The 15,138-nt window shown below is 71.5% G+C and carries 13 protein-coding genes; 11 read left to right on the top strand and 2 right to left on the bottom strand.

Features of this window, described 5'->3' with window-relative positions; translation table 11 throughout:
• Window positions 1-339 precede the first annotated feature (339 nt).
• Window positions 340-834: an inorganic diphosphatase gene (locus IEY78_RS21340; RefSeq protein WP_003968257.1), complete on the bottom strand. Its 495-nt coding sequence runs from the start codon at window positions 832-834 to the stop codon at window positions 340-342.
• A gap of 86 nt (window positions 835-920) precedes the next feature.
• Between IEY78_RS21340 and dacB the strand changes: the two genes are divergently transcribed.
• The 6 genes from dacB (at window position 921) to folE (ending at window position 8,838) form a co-directional block, all read left to right on the top strand.
• Window positions 921-2,528 carry a D-alanyl-D-alanine carboxypeptidase/D-alanyl-D-alanine endopeptidase gene (gene dacB, locus IEY78_RS21335; RefSeq protein WP_189100649.1) on the top strand — a complete coding sequence of 536 codons (1,608 nt, stop codon included), beginning with the start codon at window positions 921-923 and terminating at the stop codon, window positions 2,526-2,528.
• A 324-nt stretch (window positions 2,529-2,852) separates the two neighbouring features.
• Window positions 2,853-3,995 carry an Rv3626c family coenzyme F420 biosynthesis-associated protein gene (locus tag IEY78_RS21330; protein WP_189100648.1) on the top strand — a complete coding sequence of 381 codons (1,143 nt, stop codon included), beginning with the start codon at window positions 2,853-2,855 and terminating at the stop codon, window positions 3,993-3,995.
• Window positions 3,996-4,188: 193 nt separating this feature from the next.
• Entirely contained in the window at window positions 4,189-5,247 is a 1,059-nt protein-coding gene (tilS, locus tag IEY78_RS21325; RefSeq protein WP_189100647.1) for a tRNA lysidine(34) synthetase TilS, read from the top strand.
• 86 nt (window positions 5,248-5,333) lie between these two features.
• A complete protein-coding gene (gene hpt / locus IEY78_RS21320; RefSeq protein WP_159471925.1) occupies window positions 5,334-5,873 on the top strand; it encodes a hypoxanthine phosphoribosyltransferase in 540 nt (179 codons plus the stop codon).
• Between the two features lie 234 nt (window positions 5,874-6,107).
• The gene (gene ftsH / locus IEY78_RS21315; protein ID WP_189100645.1) at window positions 6,108-8,126 is read left to right on the top strand and encodes an ATP-dependent zinc metalloprotease FtsH; all 2,019 of its coding nucleotides are present in this window, start codon (window positions 6,108-6,110) and stop codon (window positions 8,124-8,126) included.
• Between the two features lie 106 nt (window positions 8,127-8,232).
• Window positions 8,233-8,838, top strand: a complete 606-nt coding sequence (gene folE, locus IEY78_RS21310; protein WP_189100643.1) for a GTP cyclohydrolase I FolE — start codon at window positions 8,233-8,235, stop codon at window positions 8,836-8,838.
• A 111-nt stretch (window positions 8,839-8,949) separates the two neighbouring features.
• Here folE and IEY78_RS21305 read toward each other — a convergent pair whose 3' ends face one another.
• Window positions 8,950-10,065, bottom strand: coding sequence for an alpha/beta hydrolase (locus tag IEY78_RS21305; RefSeq protein WP_189100641.1), 1,116 nt, complete (start codon window positions 10,063-10,065; stop codon window positions 8,950-8,952).
• Between the two features lie 142 nt (window positions 10,066-10,207).
• Here IEY78_RS21305 and IEY78_RS21300 point away from each other — a divergent pair, with 142 nt between their 5' ends.
• The 5 genes from IEY78_RS21300 (at window position 10,208) to folK (ending at window position 15,030) form a co-directional block, all read left to right on the top strand.
• Window positions 10,208-12,052, top strand: coding sequence for a phosphatidylglycerol lysyltransferase domain-containing protein (locus IEY78_RS21300; protein WP_189100639.1), 1,845 nt, complete (start codon window positions 10,208-10,210; stop codon window positions 12,050-12,052).
• A 121-nt stretch (window positions 12,053-12,173) separates the two neighbouring features.
• Entirely contained in the window at window positions 12,174-13,079 is a 906-nt protein-coding gene (gene folP, locus IEY78_RS21295) for a dihydropteroate synthase (RefSeq protein WP_229700093.1), read from the top strand.
• Window positions 13,080-13,084: 5 nt separating this feature from the next.
• Window positions 13,085-13,576, top strand: coding sequence for a nuclear transport factor 2 family protein (locus IEY78_RS21290; protein ID WP_189100637.1), 492 nt, complete (start codon window positions 13,085-13,087; stop codon window positions 13,574-13,576).
• A gap of 450 nt (window positions 13,577-14,026) precedes the next feature.
• Entirely contained in the window at window positions 14,027-14,386 is a 360-nt protein-coding gene (folB, locus tag IEY78_RS21285; RefSeq protein WP_189100635.1) for a dihydroneopterin aldolase, read from the top strand.
• Window positions 14,383-15,030 (top strand): 2-amino-4-hydroxy-6-hydroxymethyldihydropteridine diphosphokinase, encoded by a 648-nt coding sequence (gene folK / locus IEY78_RS21280; RefSeq protein WP_283781984.1) that lies wholly within the window; start codon window positions 14,383-14,385, stop codon window positions 15,028-15,030. The genes folB and folK overlap by 4 nt, the downstream gene beginning before the upstream one ends.
• Window positions 15,031-15,138 lie beyond the last annotated feature (108 nt).

Genomic DNA, 15,138 nt, shown 5'->3' with positions numbered 1-15,138 from the left:
CGCCCCCGCGCGGCCGTCGGCCTCCCCACGGCCCGCCACACGCCCGCCGAGGCCCTCCTGCCCGCACCCGCACGGGCCCGGCCGCGCCGCCGCCCCAGTACGCCCCGAGCCCCGGCCCCTCCCTCACGAGCCGAACCGCCGCGACGGCACGCCCCGGGCGACCGCCACCACTCGGCCACGCCCCACCCCTGCCACCGCACGTTCACCGGCGACCCCGCGACACGCACGACGGGCGGCACCCGACTGGGTGCCGCCCGTTCGCGTACGAAAATCAGAGTGCCGCTCCCGGCGCACGGCGGCCGCGAGGGCCGGGCCGGACGCCGGGTGGCTGACCCTGGATCAGTGCGCGCCGCCCTGCGCCTCGAGGCGCTTGTAGGAGGCCTCGATCTCGGCCTCGGCCTCGGCGCGGCCGACCCAGTCGGCGCCCTCGACGGACTTGCCGGGCTCCAGGTCCTTGTAGACCTCGAAGAAGTGCTGGATCTCCAGGCGGTCGAACTCCGACACGTGGTGGATGTCCCGCAGGTGCTCCACGCGCGGGTCGGACGCCGGCACGCACAGCAGCTTGTCGTCGCCGCCGGCCTCGTCGGTCATCCGGAACATGCCGATGGCGCGGCACTTGATGAGGCAGCCGGGGAAGGTCGGCTCGTCCAGGATGACCAGGGCGTCCAGCGGGTCGCCGTCCTCGCCCAGGGTGTTCTCGACAAAGCCGTAGTCGGCCGGGTAGCTGGTCGAGGTGAAGAGTCGACGGTCCAGGCGGATCCGACCGGTCTCGTGGTCCACCTCGTACTTGTTCCGCGAACCCTTCGGGATCTCGATGGTGACGTCGAACTCCACGGGTGGCTCCTCCATGATCAACACATACGTCTGGTGATTAAGTGTCCCCCACGCAGGTGTGTGGTGGCGAAAGGGGCTGGTCCGAGGTGCCGGAGACCAGAACGTGGCAGGTCAGATGGCAGTCGGCGCAGCGTTTCGCGCGCTCGGCGGCGGGGTCGGCCGGGCAGGCCGCGCGCACGTCGGCGCATGCCGCGTACCGGTCGGCGCGGGCAGCGGCCGATGCCGCACGGCAGGCCTGGCAGGCCACACCGCGCCACACACAGCAGACCTGGCGGCTCACGGCGGTCTCCGCGGGCACCGGCCTGGCGGTCGCGCTCGTCGCGGTGGCGGCGGCCGGACCGTGGGACTCGGGTCAGCGTACGGCCGAGCGCGCGGAGGCGGCGGTGATGGACGGCGCCAGTGGCGAGCATCACGCCGCCGAGCCGGCTCCCGCACCCAGCGCACCGGCCGTGCTGCCGGCCCTCGGCGCCCCCGTGCACGGCGGAGCCGGCCGCGGCGCGGCCCCCGTGCCCACCGACGCGGGACTGGCCGACGCGCTCTCCCCGCTGCTGGCGGACCCGGCCCTCGGCCCGGTGCGCACGGCCTCCGTCGTGGACGTCGCCGCCGGCCGGGAGGTCTTCGGCGAGGGGCAGAACAAGGCCGCCACCCCCGCCTCCACCGTCAAGCTCGCCACCGCCGTGGCCGCGCTCTCCGTGCTCGGCCCCGACCACCGCATCGACACCGGGGTCGTGCTGTCCGGCACGCACCGCATCGTGCTGGTCGGCGGCGGCGACCCCACCCTCACCGCCCGGGCCCCGCGGCACGGCGCCGAGGAGCAGCCCGCGAATCTGCGCACCCTCGCCGACGCCACCGCCCGCGCCCTCAAGCGGCGCCACCTCACCAAGGTCGATCTCGGCTACGACACCCGCGCCTACTCGGGCCCCGTCGAGCACCCCATCGGCCCGAACGAGAACCTCGCCCCGGTCACCCCGCTGATGACCGACGAGGCCCGCCTCGACGACAGCGAGCACGGCCCGGCACCCCGCGAGTCCGACCCGGCCCACGCCGCGGCCCGCACCTTCGCCGACCTGCTCCACCAGCGCGGCATCACCGTCGACGGCGACCCGGCCGACGCCAAGGCGCCCGCGAAGCCCGAGCGGATCGCCGCCGTGCACTCCCTGCCGCTGTCCGCGCTCGTCGAGCGGATGCTCACCAACAGCGACAACGACATCGCCGAGGCCCTGGCCCGGCAGACCGCGATCGGCTCCCGCCGCCCGGTCAGCTTCGCCGGCGCCGGGGACGCCGTCCGCACCGCCCTGGCCCGGCAGCACCTGCCGTTGTCCGGCGCCGTCTTCAAGGACGGCAGCGGCCTGAACCGCGACGACAAGGTCACCGCCGGCCTGCTCTCCCACCTCCTGCTCCAGGCCGCGGAGCGCGACCACCCCGCCCTGCGCCCGGTCGTCACCGGCCTCCCGGTGGCCGCCTTCACCGGCACCCTCAGCAACCGCTACCGGGGCCAGAGCGCCGGCGCCGGCGCCGTGCGTGCCAAGACCGGCACCCTCACCGGCGTGAACACCCTGGCCGGCACCGTCGTCGACGCCGACGGCCGCCTCCTGGTCTTCTCCTTCATGACCACCGGCACCACCGACCCCCAAGGCGCCCAATCCGCCCTGGACAAACTCGCCTCAGCAGTAGCCAACTGCGGCTGCCGCTGAAAAACCCCACCCCCACGTCCACCCCCCACCGGCCTCCTTCCCTCCCCACAACGGGAGGGGACGGGCCGGAGGGGCCGGTGTGTGGGACGTAAAGCGAAGCAGTCCCACACACCGGCCCCGGAGGCCCGTCACCGCACCCAAAACCCACCGGCCCGCCGCAGGCGCAACGGCGAGAAGCCCCACGGCGGGACGGCCGACAACGTCGGAAGAACGGCCAAGCGCAGCGAACCGCAACGGCGAGAAGCCCCACGGCGGGACGGCCGACAACGCGGGAAGCCCGACAGTCGGCTACCCCCACGCCAAGCGCCCACGTACGGTGAACTCATGACGAGCATCGGTGGAACCGAGATGGTCGACTGGAATCTCGCGGTCGCGACCGCGACCCGCTTCGTGCGGCCGGGTCCCGAGGTGAGCCGGGACGAGGCCCGCGCGATCGTCGCCGAGCTGCGCAAGCACGCCAAGGCCTCCGAGGCGCACGTCCGCGCCTTCACGCGCATGGCACAGCCCGACGCGACGGGCGAGGAGCCGCACGACACCCCCGTCCTCGTCGTGGACCGCCCCGGCTGGATCAGGGCGAACGTCGCCGGGTTCCGCGCCGTGCTCAAGCCGCTGCTGGCCAAGATGGAGGACCGCCGCTCGACGGTCCCCGGGGGCGCGGTGCTCGGCGCCGTCGGCGGCAAGGTCACCGGTGTGGAACTGGGCATGCTGCTGTCGTTCCTCGCCTCCCGGGTCCTGGGCCAGTACGAGACGTTCGCCCCGGCCTCCCGGGACCTGCCGGCCGCGGCACAAGGCGGCCGGCTGCTGCTCGTCGCGCCGAACATCGTGCACGTCGAGCGCGAGCTGGAGGTCTCCCCGCACGACTTCCGGCTGTGGGTGTGCCTCCATGAGGAGACCCACCGCACCCAGTTCACCGCCGTCCCGTGGCTGCGCGACCACATCGAGGGCGAGATCCAGTCCTTCCTCAGCGAGACGGACATCGACCCCGGCGCCCTCCTGGAGCGGTTGCGCGAGGCCGCCCAGTCGCTGGCCGGCGCCAAGCCCGAGGGCGAGGAGGGCGAGGACGACCGCTCGCTCGTCGATCTGGTCCAGACGCCCGCGCAGCGCGAGATCCTCGGCCGGCTGACCGCCGTGATGTCCCTGCTGGAGGGGCACGCCGACTTCGTGATGGACGGGGTGGGCCCCGATGTCGTGCCCACCGTCGCCGAGATCCGGGAGAAGTTCCAAAAGCGCCGGGCCAGCGGCGCGGGCCGGCTCGACCAGGCGCTGCGCAAGCTGCTCGGGCTGGACGCCAAACTCCGGCAGTACCGCGACGGCGAGCGGTTCGTCAGCGCGGTCGTCGAGGAGGTCGGCATGGACGGCTTCAACCGCATCTGGACGTCGCCGAACACCCTCCCCACCAAACAAGAGATCGCCAAACCGGCGGACTGGATCGCGCGGGTGCACCGCAAGGCGGACGGGGCACCGTAAGCGAACGGCGTGAGCTGGGCACGCCGGGCGGCAGTAGCGCGCCCCTTCAATCACCCGTCTGAGGGACCGATACGGATGGATAGGCGTGCAATGCTCGGGGAACCGCTCGCCTCTGTCACCATCTAGGCACTCTGTGTGACGAAGTTGGGCCGCACCGGCCCGAGGCTCCCCAGCTGAACGATTGGAAACGGACATGGGTCCCCATCCAGCGGTCGCCGCGATACGCCTGGCGGTCCGCCGCGTACTCCACGACGTCCTCACCCACCACTGCGCGCAGGACCGGCCCGAGCCCCCGCTCGTGCTCGTCGCCTGCTCCGGCGGCGCCGACTCCATGGCGCTCGCCTCCGCTCTCGCCTTCGAGGCCCCCAAGCTCGGGGTCCGTGCCGGGGGCGTCACCATCGACCACGGCCTCCAGGAGGGCTCGGACCTCCGCGCCGCCGAGGTCGCCCTGCGCCTGCGGGGCCTGCGGCTGGACCCCGTCGAGGCCGTCGCCGTCCGGGTCGGCGAAGCACACCCGGTGGCGCACGGCGCCTCGTACCGCGGTGGCGGCGGACGGCGGGAGGGCGGCCCCGAAGCCGCCGCCCGCGACGCCCGCTACGCCGCCCTGGACGCCGCCGCCGAGCGCCACGGCGCCACCGCCGTCCTCCTCGGCCACACCCGCGACGACCAGGCGGAGACGGTGCTGCTCGGTCTCGCCCGCGGCTCCGGTACCCGCTCGCTGTCCGGCATGGCGGCGACCAGCGGCCGCGGCGGCCGCTACCGCCGCCCCTTCCTCGACGTGGACCGCCAGACCGCCCGCAAGGCCTGCCTGATCCAGTCGCTGCCCGTCTGGGACGACCCGCACAACACCGACCCCGCCTACACCCGCTCCCGGCTCCGCCACGAGGGCCTGCCCGCGCTGGAGAAGGCGCTCGGCAAGGGCGTCGTCGAGGCCCTGGCCCGCACCGCCCAGCTCTCCCGCGACGACGCCGACGCCCTGGACGCCTGGGCCGCCGACGCCGAGGGCACGGTCCTCGACGAGGCCGGCACCCTCGATGTCGCCGCTCTGTTCGCCCTGCCCCCCGCGGTGCGCCGCCGGGTGCTGCGCCGGGCCGTCATCGCCGCCGGCTCACCGGCCGGTTCGCTCTTCGCCCGCCACATCGAGGAAGTGGACCGCCTGATCACGGCCTGGAGGGGGCAGGGGGCCATCAACCTCCCCGGGCGAGTAGGTGTGCGACGGCAGGGTGGCAGACTGGTCATCCGGCAGGGCTGAGCCGCAGACGCTGCCCCGCATCCGAAGTCTCACGACTGACGCGAACACCGAACAGAGCGAGAGTGGCACGGGTGGACGACAAGGACATGGGCTCCGACCTTCAGTCGGTACTCATCAGCAAGGAAGAGATCGACGCGAAGCTGGCGGAGCTGGCGGCGAAGATCGACGCGGAGTACGCGGGCAAGGACCTGCTCATCGTCGGTGTCCTCAAGGGCGCCGTGATGGTCATGGCGGACCTGGCGCGCGCGCTGTCCACCCCCGTCACCATGGACTGGATGGCCGTGTCCTCGTACGGCGCGGGCACCCAGTCCTCCGGCGTGGTCCGCATCCTCAAGGACCTCGACACCGACATCAAGGGCAAGCACGTCCTGATCGTCGAGGACATCATCGACTCCGGCCTGACGCTGTCCTGGCTGCTGTCGAACCTCGGCTCCCGGGAGCCGGCCTCGCTGGAGGTCTGCACCCTGCTGCGCAAGCCGGACGCGGCCAAGGTCGCGATCGAGGTGAAGTGGATCGGCTTCGACATCCCCAACGAGTTCGTCGTCGGATACGGCCTGGACTTCGCGGAGAAGTACCGCAATCTGCCGTTCGTCGGTACTCTCGCGCCGCACGTCTACGGCGGCTGACGCGCTCCCGCGGACCGGCGGGAACCCTTCGGGGCTTCCCGCCGTTGGAGCAGGGAGAGCAGAATCCCCGGCTTCATGTTCACTGTCGGCGCAGGCGCCGGGTGACGATGCTGGGGTACCGTCCGAAGGCAATTCTTTTTCGGGCCAGTAATACACCGTACGCACGACCAGCCCTCCCCAGGGCGTTGTGCCTCACTGTGGCAGGAGGGACGGGGCCTTGACGGCTCCGTATGGATGGACGTGAAGCGATACTTCCGTGGGCCGGTCATGTGGATCGTGCTGGCCGTCCTCGCCGTGGTCGTGTTGATGCAAGTCGTCGGCTCGTCCGGCGGCTACAAGACGGTGGACACCGGTCAGGTCGTCAAGGCGATCGCTGACAACAAGGTGAAATCCGCCGAGCTGACCACCGGTGACGAAAACAAGATCAAGATCGAGTTGTCGGGCTCCAACAAGATTGAGGGCTCCAACAAGATCCAGGCCAGCTACATCGGCGACCAGGGCGTCGACGTGGCGAAGAACCTGCAGGCCAAGTACCAGACGGGCGAGATCAAGGACGGGTACACCGTCTCCCCGTCGAAGCAGAACCCGTTCGTCGGCGTCCTGATCACGCTGCTCCCCTTCATCCTCCTTCCCATCATCTTCCTGTTCCTGATGAACCAGGCGCAGGGCGGCGGTTCCCGGGTGATGAACTTCGGGAAGTCCAAGGCGAAGCTGATCACGAAGGACACCCCCAAGACGACGTTCTCGGACGTCGCGGGGTCGGACGAGGCCGTCGAGGAACTCCACGAGATCAAGGAGTTCCTCCAGGAGCCGGCGAAGTTCCAGGCCGTGGGCGCCAAGATCCCCAAGGGTGTGCTGCTGTACGGCCCGCCGGGAACGGGCAAGACCCTGCTCGCGCGTGCCGTCGCCGGCGAGGCGGGCGTCCCGTTCTACTCGATCTCCGGTTCCGACTTCGTCGAGATGTTCGTCGGTGTCGGTGCCTCCCGGGTCCGCGACCTCTTCGAGCAGGCCAAGGCGAACGCCCCGGCGATCGTCTTCGTCGACGAGATCGACGCCGTCGGCCGGCACCGCGGTGCGGGCCTCGGCGGTGGCCACGACGAGCGGGAGCAGACCCTCAACCAGCTGCTGGTCGAGATGGACGGCTTCGACGTGAAGGGCGGCGTGATCCTGATCGCCGCCACGAACCGTCCGGACATCCTCGACCCGGCGCTGCTGCGCCCCGGCCGTTTCGACCGGCAGATCGCCGTCGACCGTCCGGACCTGCAGGGCCGTCTGGAGATCCTCAAGGTCCACCAGAAGGGCAAGCCGGTCGCACCGGACGTCGACCTCTCGGCCGTCGCCAAGCGCACCCCCGGCTTCACCGGTGCCGATCTGTCGAACGTGCTCAACGAGGCCGCGCTGCTGACGGCCCGGAGCGACGCGAAGCTGATCAACAACCACTTCCTGGACGAGGCGATCGACCGCGTCGTGGCCGGGCCGCAGAAGCGGACCCGGATCATGTCCGAGAAGGAGAAGAAGATCACCGCGTACCACGAGGGCGGACACGCCCTGGTCGCGGCGGCCTCACCCAACTCCGACCCGGTCCACAAGATCACGATCCTGTCCCGCGGCCGGGCCCTGGGCTACACCATGGTCCTGCCCGACGAGGACAAGTACTCCACCACCCGCAACGAGATGCTCGACCAGCTGGCGTACATGCTGGGCGGCCGCGCGGCGGAGGAACTGGTCTTCCACGACCCGACCACGGGCGCCGCGAACGACATCGAGAAGGCCACCGCCACGGCCCGCGCGATGGTCACGCAGTACGGCATGACCGAGCGGCTCGGCGCGATCAAGTTCGGCACCGACAACTCCGAGCCCTTCCTGGGCCGTGAGATGGGTCACCAGCGCGACTACTCGGAAGAGATCGCCGCGCTGGTCGATGAGGAAGTCAAGAAGCTCATCGAGACCGCGCACAACGAGGCGTGGGAGATCCTGGTCGAGAACCGCGATGTGCTGGACAACCTCGTCCTGACGCTCCTGGAGAAGGAGACGCTCAACAAGGAAGAGATCGCCGAGCTCTTCAAGCACGTGGTCAAGCGCCCGGCCCGCCCGGCGTGGACCGGCTCCTCGCGCCGTACGCCCTCCAGCCGCCCGCCGGTGCTGTCGCCGAAGGAGCTGGCTCCGGCCAATGGCTCCGTGACGACGAACGCCACCGTCTCCATCGAGAAGAAGGCGACGGAGTCCCCGGAGGAGCAGCACCCCGAGAGCTGATCCCCAGCCCCCTCGGGCCCCGGAATAAATGCCGCGCCCCCCAGGTTTAGCCTGGGGGGCGCGGCATTCCGCGATTCGAGCGGGCGCAGAAGGAACGAGGCACCACATGACCGACCCTGTGACGCTGGACGGCGACGGCACGATCGGCACTTTCGACGAGAAGCGCGCCGAGAACGCCGTCCGCGAGCTGCTCATCGCGGTGGGCGAGGACCCGGACCGCGAGGGGCTGCTGGAGACGCCGGCACGGGTGGCACGGGCGTACAAGGAGATCTTCGCCGGTCTGTGGCAGAAGCCCGAGGACGTGCTCACGACCACGTTCGACCTCGGTCATGACGAAATGGTGCTGGTCAAGGACATCGAGCTGGTCTCCAGCTGCGAGCATCACCTGGTGCCGTTCGTCGGGGTGGCGCACGTCGGCTACATCCCGTCCGCGGACGGCAAGATCACCGGGCTGTCGAAGCTGGCGCGGCTGGTCGATGTGTTCGCCCGGCGCCCGCAGGTCCAGGAGCGGCTGACCACGCAGATCGCGGACTCCCTGATGGAGATCCTGGAGCCGCGCGGCGTGATCGTCGTCATCGAGTGCGAGCACATGTGCATGACGATGCGCGGGGTGCGCAAGCCGGGGGCCAAGACCACGACCTCGGCCGTGCGCGGCCAGCTGCGCGACGCCGCGACGCGCGCCGAGGCGATGAGCCTGATACTCGCCCGCTAGCCGATCGGCCACCGGTCGGCCCCGTACGGCCCGCACGACGACGGCCGGGCCCCTGCTCGTGCGGCAGGGGCCCGGCCGTCGTCGGTGGCGCGGGGGAGCGGGGGTGGCCCGTCAGGCCTTGAGGTGGTTGCCCAGCCACTCCAGGGCGGCGGGGATCTCGCGGCGCCAGGTGTTGAAGTTGTGGCCGCCGCTGTCGAGGATGATCGACGAGATCCGGCTCGGGGACTTCGTCTGCTGGATGAACCGCAGGGTCTGGTGGTAGTTCCCCTCACCCTGCTTGCTGCTGGTGACCAGCAGGTTCACCGGGGGAGCGGGCAGGTGCCGCTGCCGCCACAGCAGGTTGTTCTCCCGCTGGAGCTGCGGATTGCCGCCGAAGAGGTCACCGGTGGTGGCGTCCCGGGGGGCCTTGTAGGCGCCGGAGAGCGCGACGCCGGTGGAGAACGCGTCGGGGTGGCGCATCGTCATCTTCAGCGCGCAGTAGCCGCCGGTGGAGTCGCCGATGACTCCCCAGCTCTTGGCCTCACGCCCTATTCGGTAGTGGTCCGCGATGTCCGCGCGCAGATCCTTGGTGAAGAACGTCTCGGTCTGCGGACCGTTCGGTATGTCCATGCACTCGGTATCGCGCGGCGGGGCCACGGTCGGGCGCATCATCACCAGGACCGTGGGCCGCATCCGGTTCTTCTTGAGCAGGTCGTGCTGGGTCTGCGGGAAATGCAGCTTCTTGTAGAGCGCCTCGGCGGTACCCGGGTATCCGGTGAGCACCACGGCCGCCGGGAATTTCGTCTTCGCGTACTTCTTCTGGAAGTACTGCGGCGGCAGATAGACATACGCGGGGCTCGCGATGCTGGAGTGTTCGCCGTTGACCAGCACCTTGTCGATCCGGCCGCCGGAGGACGGCCGGCCGCCGTTCTTGACGCTGATCCGCTCCGTGCCCAGCATCTGCAGCTTCGTGCCGTTCGGACCGGTCTGGTAATTGGTGACCACGCCCGGCTCCTGCTCCTGGCCGAACAGATCGGCCCAGGACGCATAGAAACCGAACGAATTGTTGGCGTAAAGGCCGATAGAGGCGAAAACGGCGAGCTGGGTCGCCAGCAGGAGCCCGATACGGCCGAGGACGGCCCGCCAGTTCCCCTTGGACAGCCGGGGCCAGAGCCAAATCGTGAGGACGAACAGTGCCACCGCGACGAGGACGGCAAGAAGCAGCACTTTCTTGCTGGTGAGACCCATGTGGTGCTTTCTTCCGGGCGGCCCGGGCCTTCCGTACCGCTAGTGGAACCCCTAGCCCTGAAACGCCGTCATACAGGGCGCAAAAAGTCCAGATGCTGCGACAAGGCTCGCACGTTCTCTCGACCGGGGCGACGGGAAAGTGATGTCTGACAGGCTAGATGGCGAAAAGTCGGAGACGGTTGCGTGGCGAACGCCACGCTGGCTCCGCGGCCCGCGGCCCGAGGCGGTGCCGCGTGTCGTCGGCACGGCCGGGGTGATCGTCGGTCTGTTGAACCTCGCGGCCGGGGTGTTCCCGCGGTTCCGGCACAGCCGGGTGCACGCCGTGGCCGAGGTGCTGCCGGGCGCGGTGAGCCCGCTGGCGGCCGCCGCCTCCATCGTCGTCGGCATCCTGCTGCTCCTGCTGGCCCACGGACTCAAGCGGCGCAAGCGGCGGGCCTGGGTGGCGGCGGTGGCGCTGCTCCCGGTGGGCATCGCGGCGCAGCTGGTGTACCGCCATTCGGTCTTCGGCGCGGTGCTCTCGCTGGCGCTGCTGGTGTTCCTGGTGCGCCACCGGCGGGAATTCGCGGCCCTGCCCGATCCGCGCAGCCGCTGGAAGGCCGTCGCCAACTTCGTCGTCCTCGGCGGCGCGAGCTTCGGCATCGGCCTGGTCATCGTCAGCTCCCACCCCGGGAAGACCATCGGCTCGCCCACGCTGTGGGAGCGCGCCCAGCACGTCCTGTGGGGGCTGTTCGGCTTCGAGGGCCCGATCGGCTACACCCACCACGTCGACGACACCATCGGCTACTCCCTGGGCGCCCTGGGCCTGCTGACCGTCGCCACCACCGCCTACCTCGCCTTCCGCCCCGAGCACCCGGCCGCCCGGCTGACCGACGACGACGAGCGGCAGCTGCGCGACCTGCTGGAGCGGCACGGCGCCCGGGACTCGCTGGGCTACTTCGCGCTGCGCCGGGACAAGGGCGCGGTCTTCTCCCCGACCGGCAAGGCCGCGGTCTGCTACCGGGTGATCTCCGGGGTGATGCTCGCCAGCGGCGACCCGATAGGGGACGTCGAGGCCTGGCCGGGCGCCATCGAGCGCTTCATGGAGGAGGCCAGGGCGCACTCCTGGACCCCGGCGGTGACCGGGTGCAGCGAGACCGGCGGCCAGGTGTGGACCCGGGAGACCGGGATGGACGCGCTGGAGCTGGGCGACGAGGCGATCGTGGACGTCGCCGGCTTCACCCTCACCGGCCGTGCGATGCGCAACGTGCGGCAGATGGTCAAGCGCATCGAGCGCAACGGCTACCACACCCGGGTGCGCCGGGTGCGCGACCTGGAGCCGGCCGAGCTGGCACGGATTCAGCAGGCCGCGGACGCCTGGCGGGACACCGACACCGAGCGCGGCTTCTCCATGGCGCTGGGCCGGATCGACGCGGTGGCCGACGGCGACGCGGTGATCGCCACCGCGCATCTGCCGGCGGCCGAGGGCGAGGAGCCGGGCCCGTACGGGGACCTGAAGGCCATGCAGCACTTCGTGCCGTGGGGCGGCGACGGCATCTCGCTGGAGCTGATGCGGCGTGACCGCGGCGCCGACCCCGGGATGAACGAGCTGCTGATCGTCGCCGCGCTGCAGGCGGCCCCCGACCTGCAGATCAAGCAGGTGTCGCTGAACTTCGCGGTCTTCCGCTCCTCCCTGGAGCGCGGCGAGAAGCTCGGCGCCGGGCCGGTCCTCCGGGTCTGGCGCGGCATGCTGGTCTTCCTGTCCCGCTGGTACCAGATCGAGTCGCTCTACAAGTTCAACGACAAGTTCCGGCCACGCTGGGAGCCGCGCTTCGTGGTCTTCCGCAACAGCCGTGACATCCCGCGGATCGGCCTGGCGGCGCTCCAGGCCGAGGGGTACCTGGAGCTGAGCCTGCCGCGCGTCCTGCGGCGCCGGAAGAACGCCGAGCCGCGGCCGTGTGCGCACCTGCCGGAGCCGGTGGGCGCCTCGGCCGTCGAACGGGCGGCCTGACGGGCCGGTCCCGGGTGCCCGGAGGGCCGTGCCGCACGGGTCGCGGCGGCCCGGCGCCCGCGCGGTCCGCGCTCGCGGCAGCCGCAATCCGGCCGGTCGGCACACGGCCTACGCTGGTGCCATGAGTACCTTGCGTGGCCGGGTGGCCGGACTGCCGGACTGGGACCGCTGCGCGGTGCTGGGCGTCGTCAATGTGACGCCCGATTCGTTCTCCGACGGCGGTGACTGGTTCGACACCGAACTCGCGGTCAAACACGGCCTCGATCTGGTGGCGCAGGGCGCCGACATGGTGGACGTGGGCGGTGAGTCGACCCGCCCGGGCGCGGCGCGGGTGGACGAGGCCGAGGAGCTGCGCCGGGTCGTTCCGGTCGTCCGGGAGCTGGCCGCCGCCGGCGTGGTGGTCTCCGTCGACACCATGCGCGCCTCGGTCGCCGAGCGCGCCGTCGAGGCCGGGGCGCGGCTGGTCAACGACGTCAGCGGGGGCGCCGCCGATCCGGCGATGGTGCCCGTGGTGGCGGCGAGCCACGTCCCGTTCGTGGTGATGCACTGGCGCGGCCGGTCCATCGACATGAACAACCGGGCCGTCTACGGCGATGTGGTCGCCGAGGTCGTCGACGAGCTGACGCGGAGCATGGAGCGCGCGGTGTCCGGCGGAATCGACCCGGAGCGGATCGTCATCGACCCCGGCCTGGGCTTCGCCAAGGAGGCCGGGCACGATCTGGCGCTGGTCGCCCGGCTGGCGCGGCTGCGCGCATTGGGCCGTCCGCTGCTGGTGGCCGCATCGCGGAAACGGTTCCTGGGCAGGGTGCTGGCAGGCGGCGAGGGAGCCGCCCCGCCGCCGGCCCGGGAACGCGACGCCGCGACGGCGGCGGTGTCGGCGATCGTGGCGCGAGAGGGGGCCTGGGCGGTGCGGGTGCACGAGGTCAGGGCGAGCGCGGACGCGGTACGGGTGGCCCGTGCCGTGGAGGGCGCGGCGGCAGCGGCCGGCGCCGACGGGACGACGGCGGACACGACGGGAGCGGTGTGAGCGGCTTGGGCCCACAGACGGACATCGAGCTGGTCGAGCAGGCGAACACGACCCTGTACGAGACCATCGAGCGTGGCGATCACGAAGCGTTGTCCGGGCTGTGGCTGGACGGCCAGGTGAGCGTGGTCCACCCCGGGTGGCCGGTGCTGCGGGGGCGCGGCGAGGTGCTCCGCTCGTACGCCCTGATCATGGCGAACACCGAGTACATCCAGTTCTTCCTCACGGATGTGGAGATCGATGTCCTCGGCGACACCGCGCTGGTGACCTGCACCGAGAACATCCTCAGCGGCGGTCCCGCCGAGGACGACGGCTCGGTGGGCCCGCTGATCGGGCAGCTGGTCGTGGCGACCAATGTCTTCCGGCGCACGGACGAGGGCTGGCGGGTGTGGTCGCACCACGGCTCGCCGGTGCTGGCGGACCGGGACGAGGACGAGGACGAAGAGGATGACGGGCCCGCGGGGCCCGACGAGGGCGACGGCGCCCCGGACGCTCTCTGAGGGCGCTCACGGGCGCGGGCGCCGGGCGCAGGCGGTCCGGGCGCGCGGCGGTGGTGTGAGCCGTGCCATGCCGTGTGCGCCCCGGTGCGCGGCGACGGGCCGTGGCGCCGGGGCCGTGGACCGGCGCCGGCCCGCCCCGGACCCCCGGTGGGCGTCAGCCATCCGGGCGAGGGCGCACCCGTTCGAGCCAAGTGCGGCACGGGGAGGGGTGGGGCCTGGGCACGGGGGTAAGAGGGCCGCGCGGACGATCTACCGGCCTGCCGGTCGCCGGACCCCCGGGCGGCGCCTAGCAGGAGGAGGGGGTCTTGTCCATGGCCCCCGTGGGCGAGGACTGTCGGTGCTCGAAGGTAGATTCGACGGCGAGGCGGTGTTGCCGGACGCTGCGGCGCCCGCCCGGAATCCGATGAACAGTGGCGCCCCAGGTGCCGTGGACCAGTGGGAGTGATTCGCGTGGATCGTGTCGCGCTGCGTGGGCTGAGGGCCCGCGGCCACCACGGGGTGTTCGCCCGTGAGCGCGAGGAAGGCCAGACCTTCGTCGTCGACGTGGTCCTCGGCCTCGACACCCGCGAGGCGGCGGCCGGCGACGATCTCGCGAAGACCGTGCACTACGGCGTGGTGGCCGAGGAGGTGGTGGCCGTCGTGGAGGGCGAACCCGTCGACCTCATCGAAACCCTGGCCGAGCGCATCGCCGACCAGTGCCTCAAGCACGGGGGCGTGCAGCAGGTGGAGGTGGTGGTGCACAAGCCGGAAGCGCCGATCACCGTCCCCTTCGACGACGTGACCATCACAATCACTCGGAGCCGAGTATGAAGCCCACCCGCCAGCCGACCCTCACCGCCGACGTGACCGCGCAGGCGCGTCCGGATTTCGGTGACCCGACCGTGCAGCCGGTGCCCGCCTCCGTGGTGGAGCAGGTGGACGCCGCGGATGTGACGCTCTCCAACCCCAAACACGCCGTGATCTCCCTGGGCAGCAACCTCGGCAACCGCCTGGAGATCCTCCAGGGCGCCGTCGACGCGCTGGAGGACACCCCCGGGCTGCGGGTCAAGGCCGTCTCCCCCGTCTACGAGACCGAGCCGTGGGGCGTCGAGCCCGGCTCGCAGCCGACGTACTTCAACGCCGTGGTGCTGATCAGGACGACGCTGCCGCCGGACTCCCTCCTGGAGCGCGGGCAGGCGATCGAGGAGGCCTTCGAGCGGGTCCGCGAGGAGCGCTGGGCGCCGCGCACGATCGACGTCGACATCCTGGCCTACCAGGGCGTGGTCTCCGACGACCCCGGGCTGACGCTGCCGCACCCGCGGGCCCACCAGCGCGCGTTCGTGCTGGCGCCGTGGCTCGACATCGACCCGGAGGCGGAGGTCCCCGGGCACGGCGCGGTGGCCGCCCTGCTGTCGGCGGTCGGCCGCGACGGGGTCGCGCCGCGGACGGACCTGGAACTGCGGCTGCCCGAGTAGTCGTTAGGGTTGCGGGTCGGTTCCCTGCGGGATGCATCCGTACGGAACCGGCAAGGCGGCCATATCGACAGGAATGGTCGTGACGGCAGGGAGTGTCATGACGGTGCG

Source organism: Streptomyces kronopolitis, from assembly GCF_014646275.1.
GTDB lineage: Bacteria > Actinomycetota > Actinomycetes > Streptomycetales > Streptomycetaceae > Streptomyces > Streptomyces kronopolitis.
Note: the sequence above shows the minus strand (reverse complement) of the source record. Positions and strands in the feature narration are given on the sequence as shown.

What these genes read in the sequence shown, in the direction of transcription:
- IEY78_RS21330 (WP_189100648.1), top strand. Translation starts at nt 2,853, where the DNA reads ATGACGAGCATCGGTGGAACCGAGATGGTCGACTGGAATCTCGCGGTC.
- tilS (WP_189100647.1), top strand. Translation starts at nt 4,189, where the DNA reads ATGGGTCCCCATCCAGCGGTCGCCGCGATACGCCTGGCGGTCCGCCGC.
- hpt (WP_159471925.1), top strand. Translation starts at nt 5,334, where the DNA reads ATGGGCTCCGACCTTCAGTCGGTACTCATCAGCAAGGAAGAGATCGAC.
- ftsH (WP_189100645.1), top strand. Translation starts at nt 6,108, where the DNA reads ATGGACGTGAAGCGATACTTCCGTGGGCCGGTCATGTGGATCGTGCTG.
- folE (WP_189100643.1), top strand. Translation starts at nt 8,233, where the DNA reads ATGACCGACCCTGTGACGCTGGACGGCGACGGCACGATCGGCACTTTC.
- IEY78_RS21305 (WP_189100641.1), bottom strand. Translation starts at nt 10,065, where the DNA reads ATGGGTCTCACCAGCAAGAAAGTGCTGCTTCTTGCCGTCCTCGTCGCG.
- IEY78_RS21300 (WP_189100639.1), top strand. Translation starts at nt 10,208, where the DNA reads ATGTCTGACAGGCTAGATGGCGAAAAGTCGGAGACGGTTGCGTGGCGA.
- folP (WP_229700093.1), top strand. Translation starts at nt 12,174, where the DNA reads ATGAGTACCTTGCGTGGCCGGGTGGCCGGACTGCCGGACTGGGACCGC.
- folK (WP_283781984.1), top strand. Translation starts at nt 14,383, where the DNA reads ATGAAGCCCACCCGCCAGCCGACCCTCACCGCCGACGTGACCGCGCAG.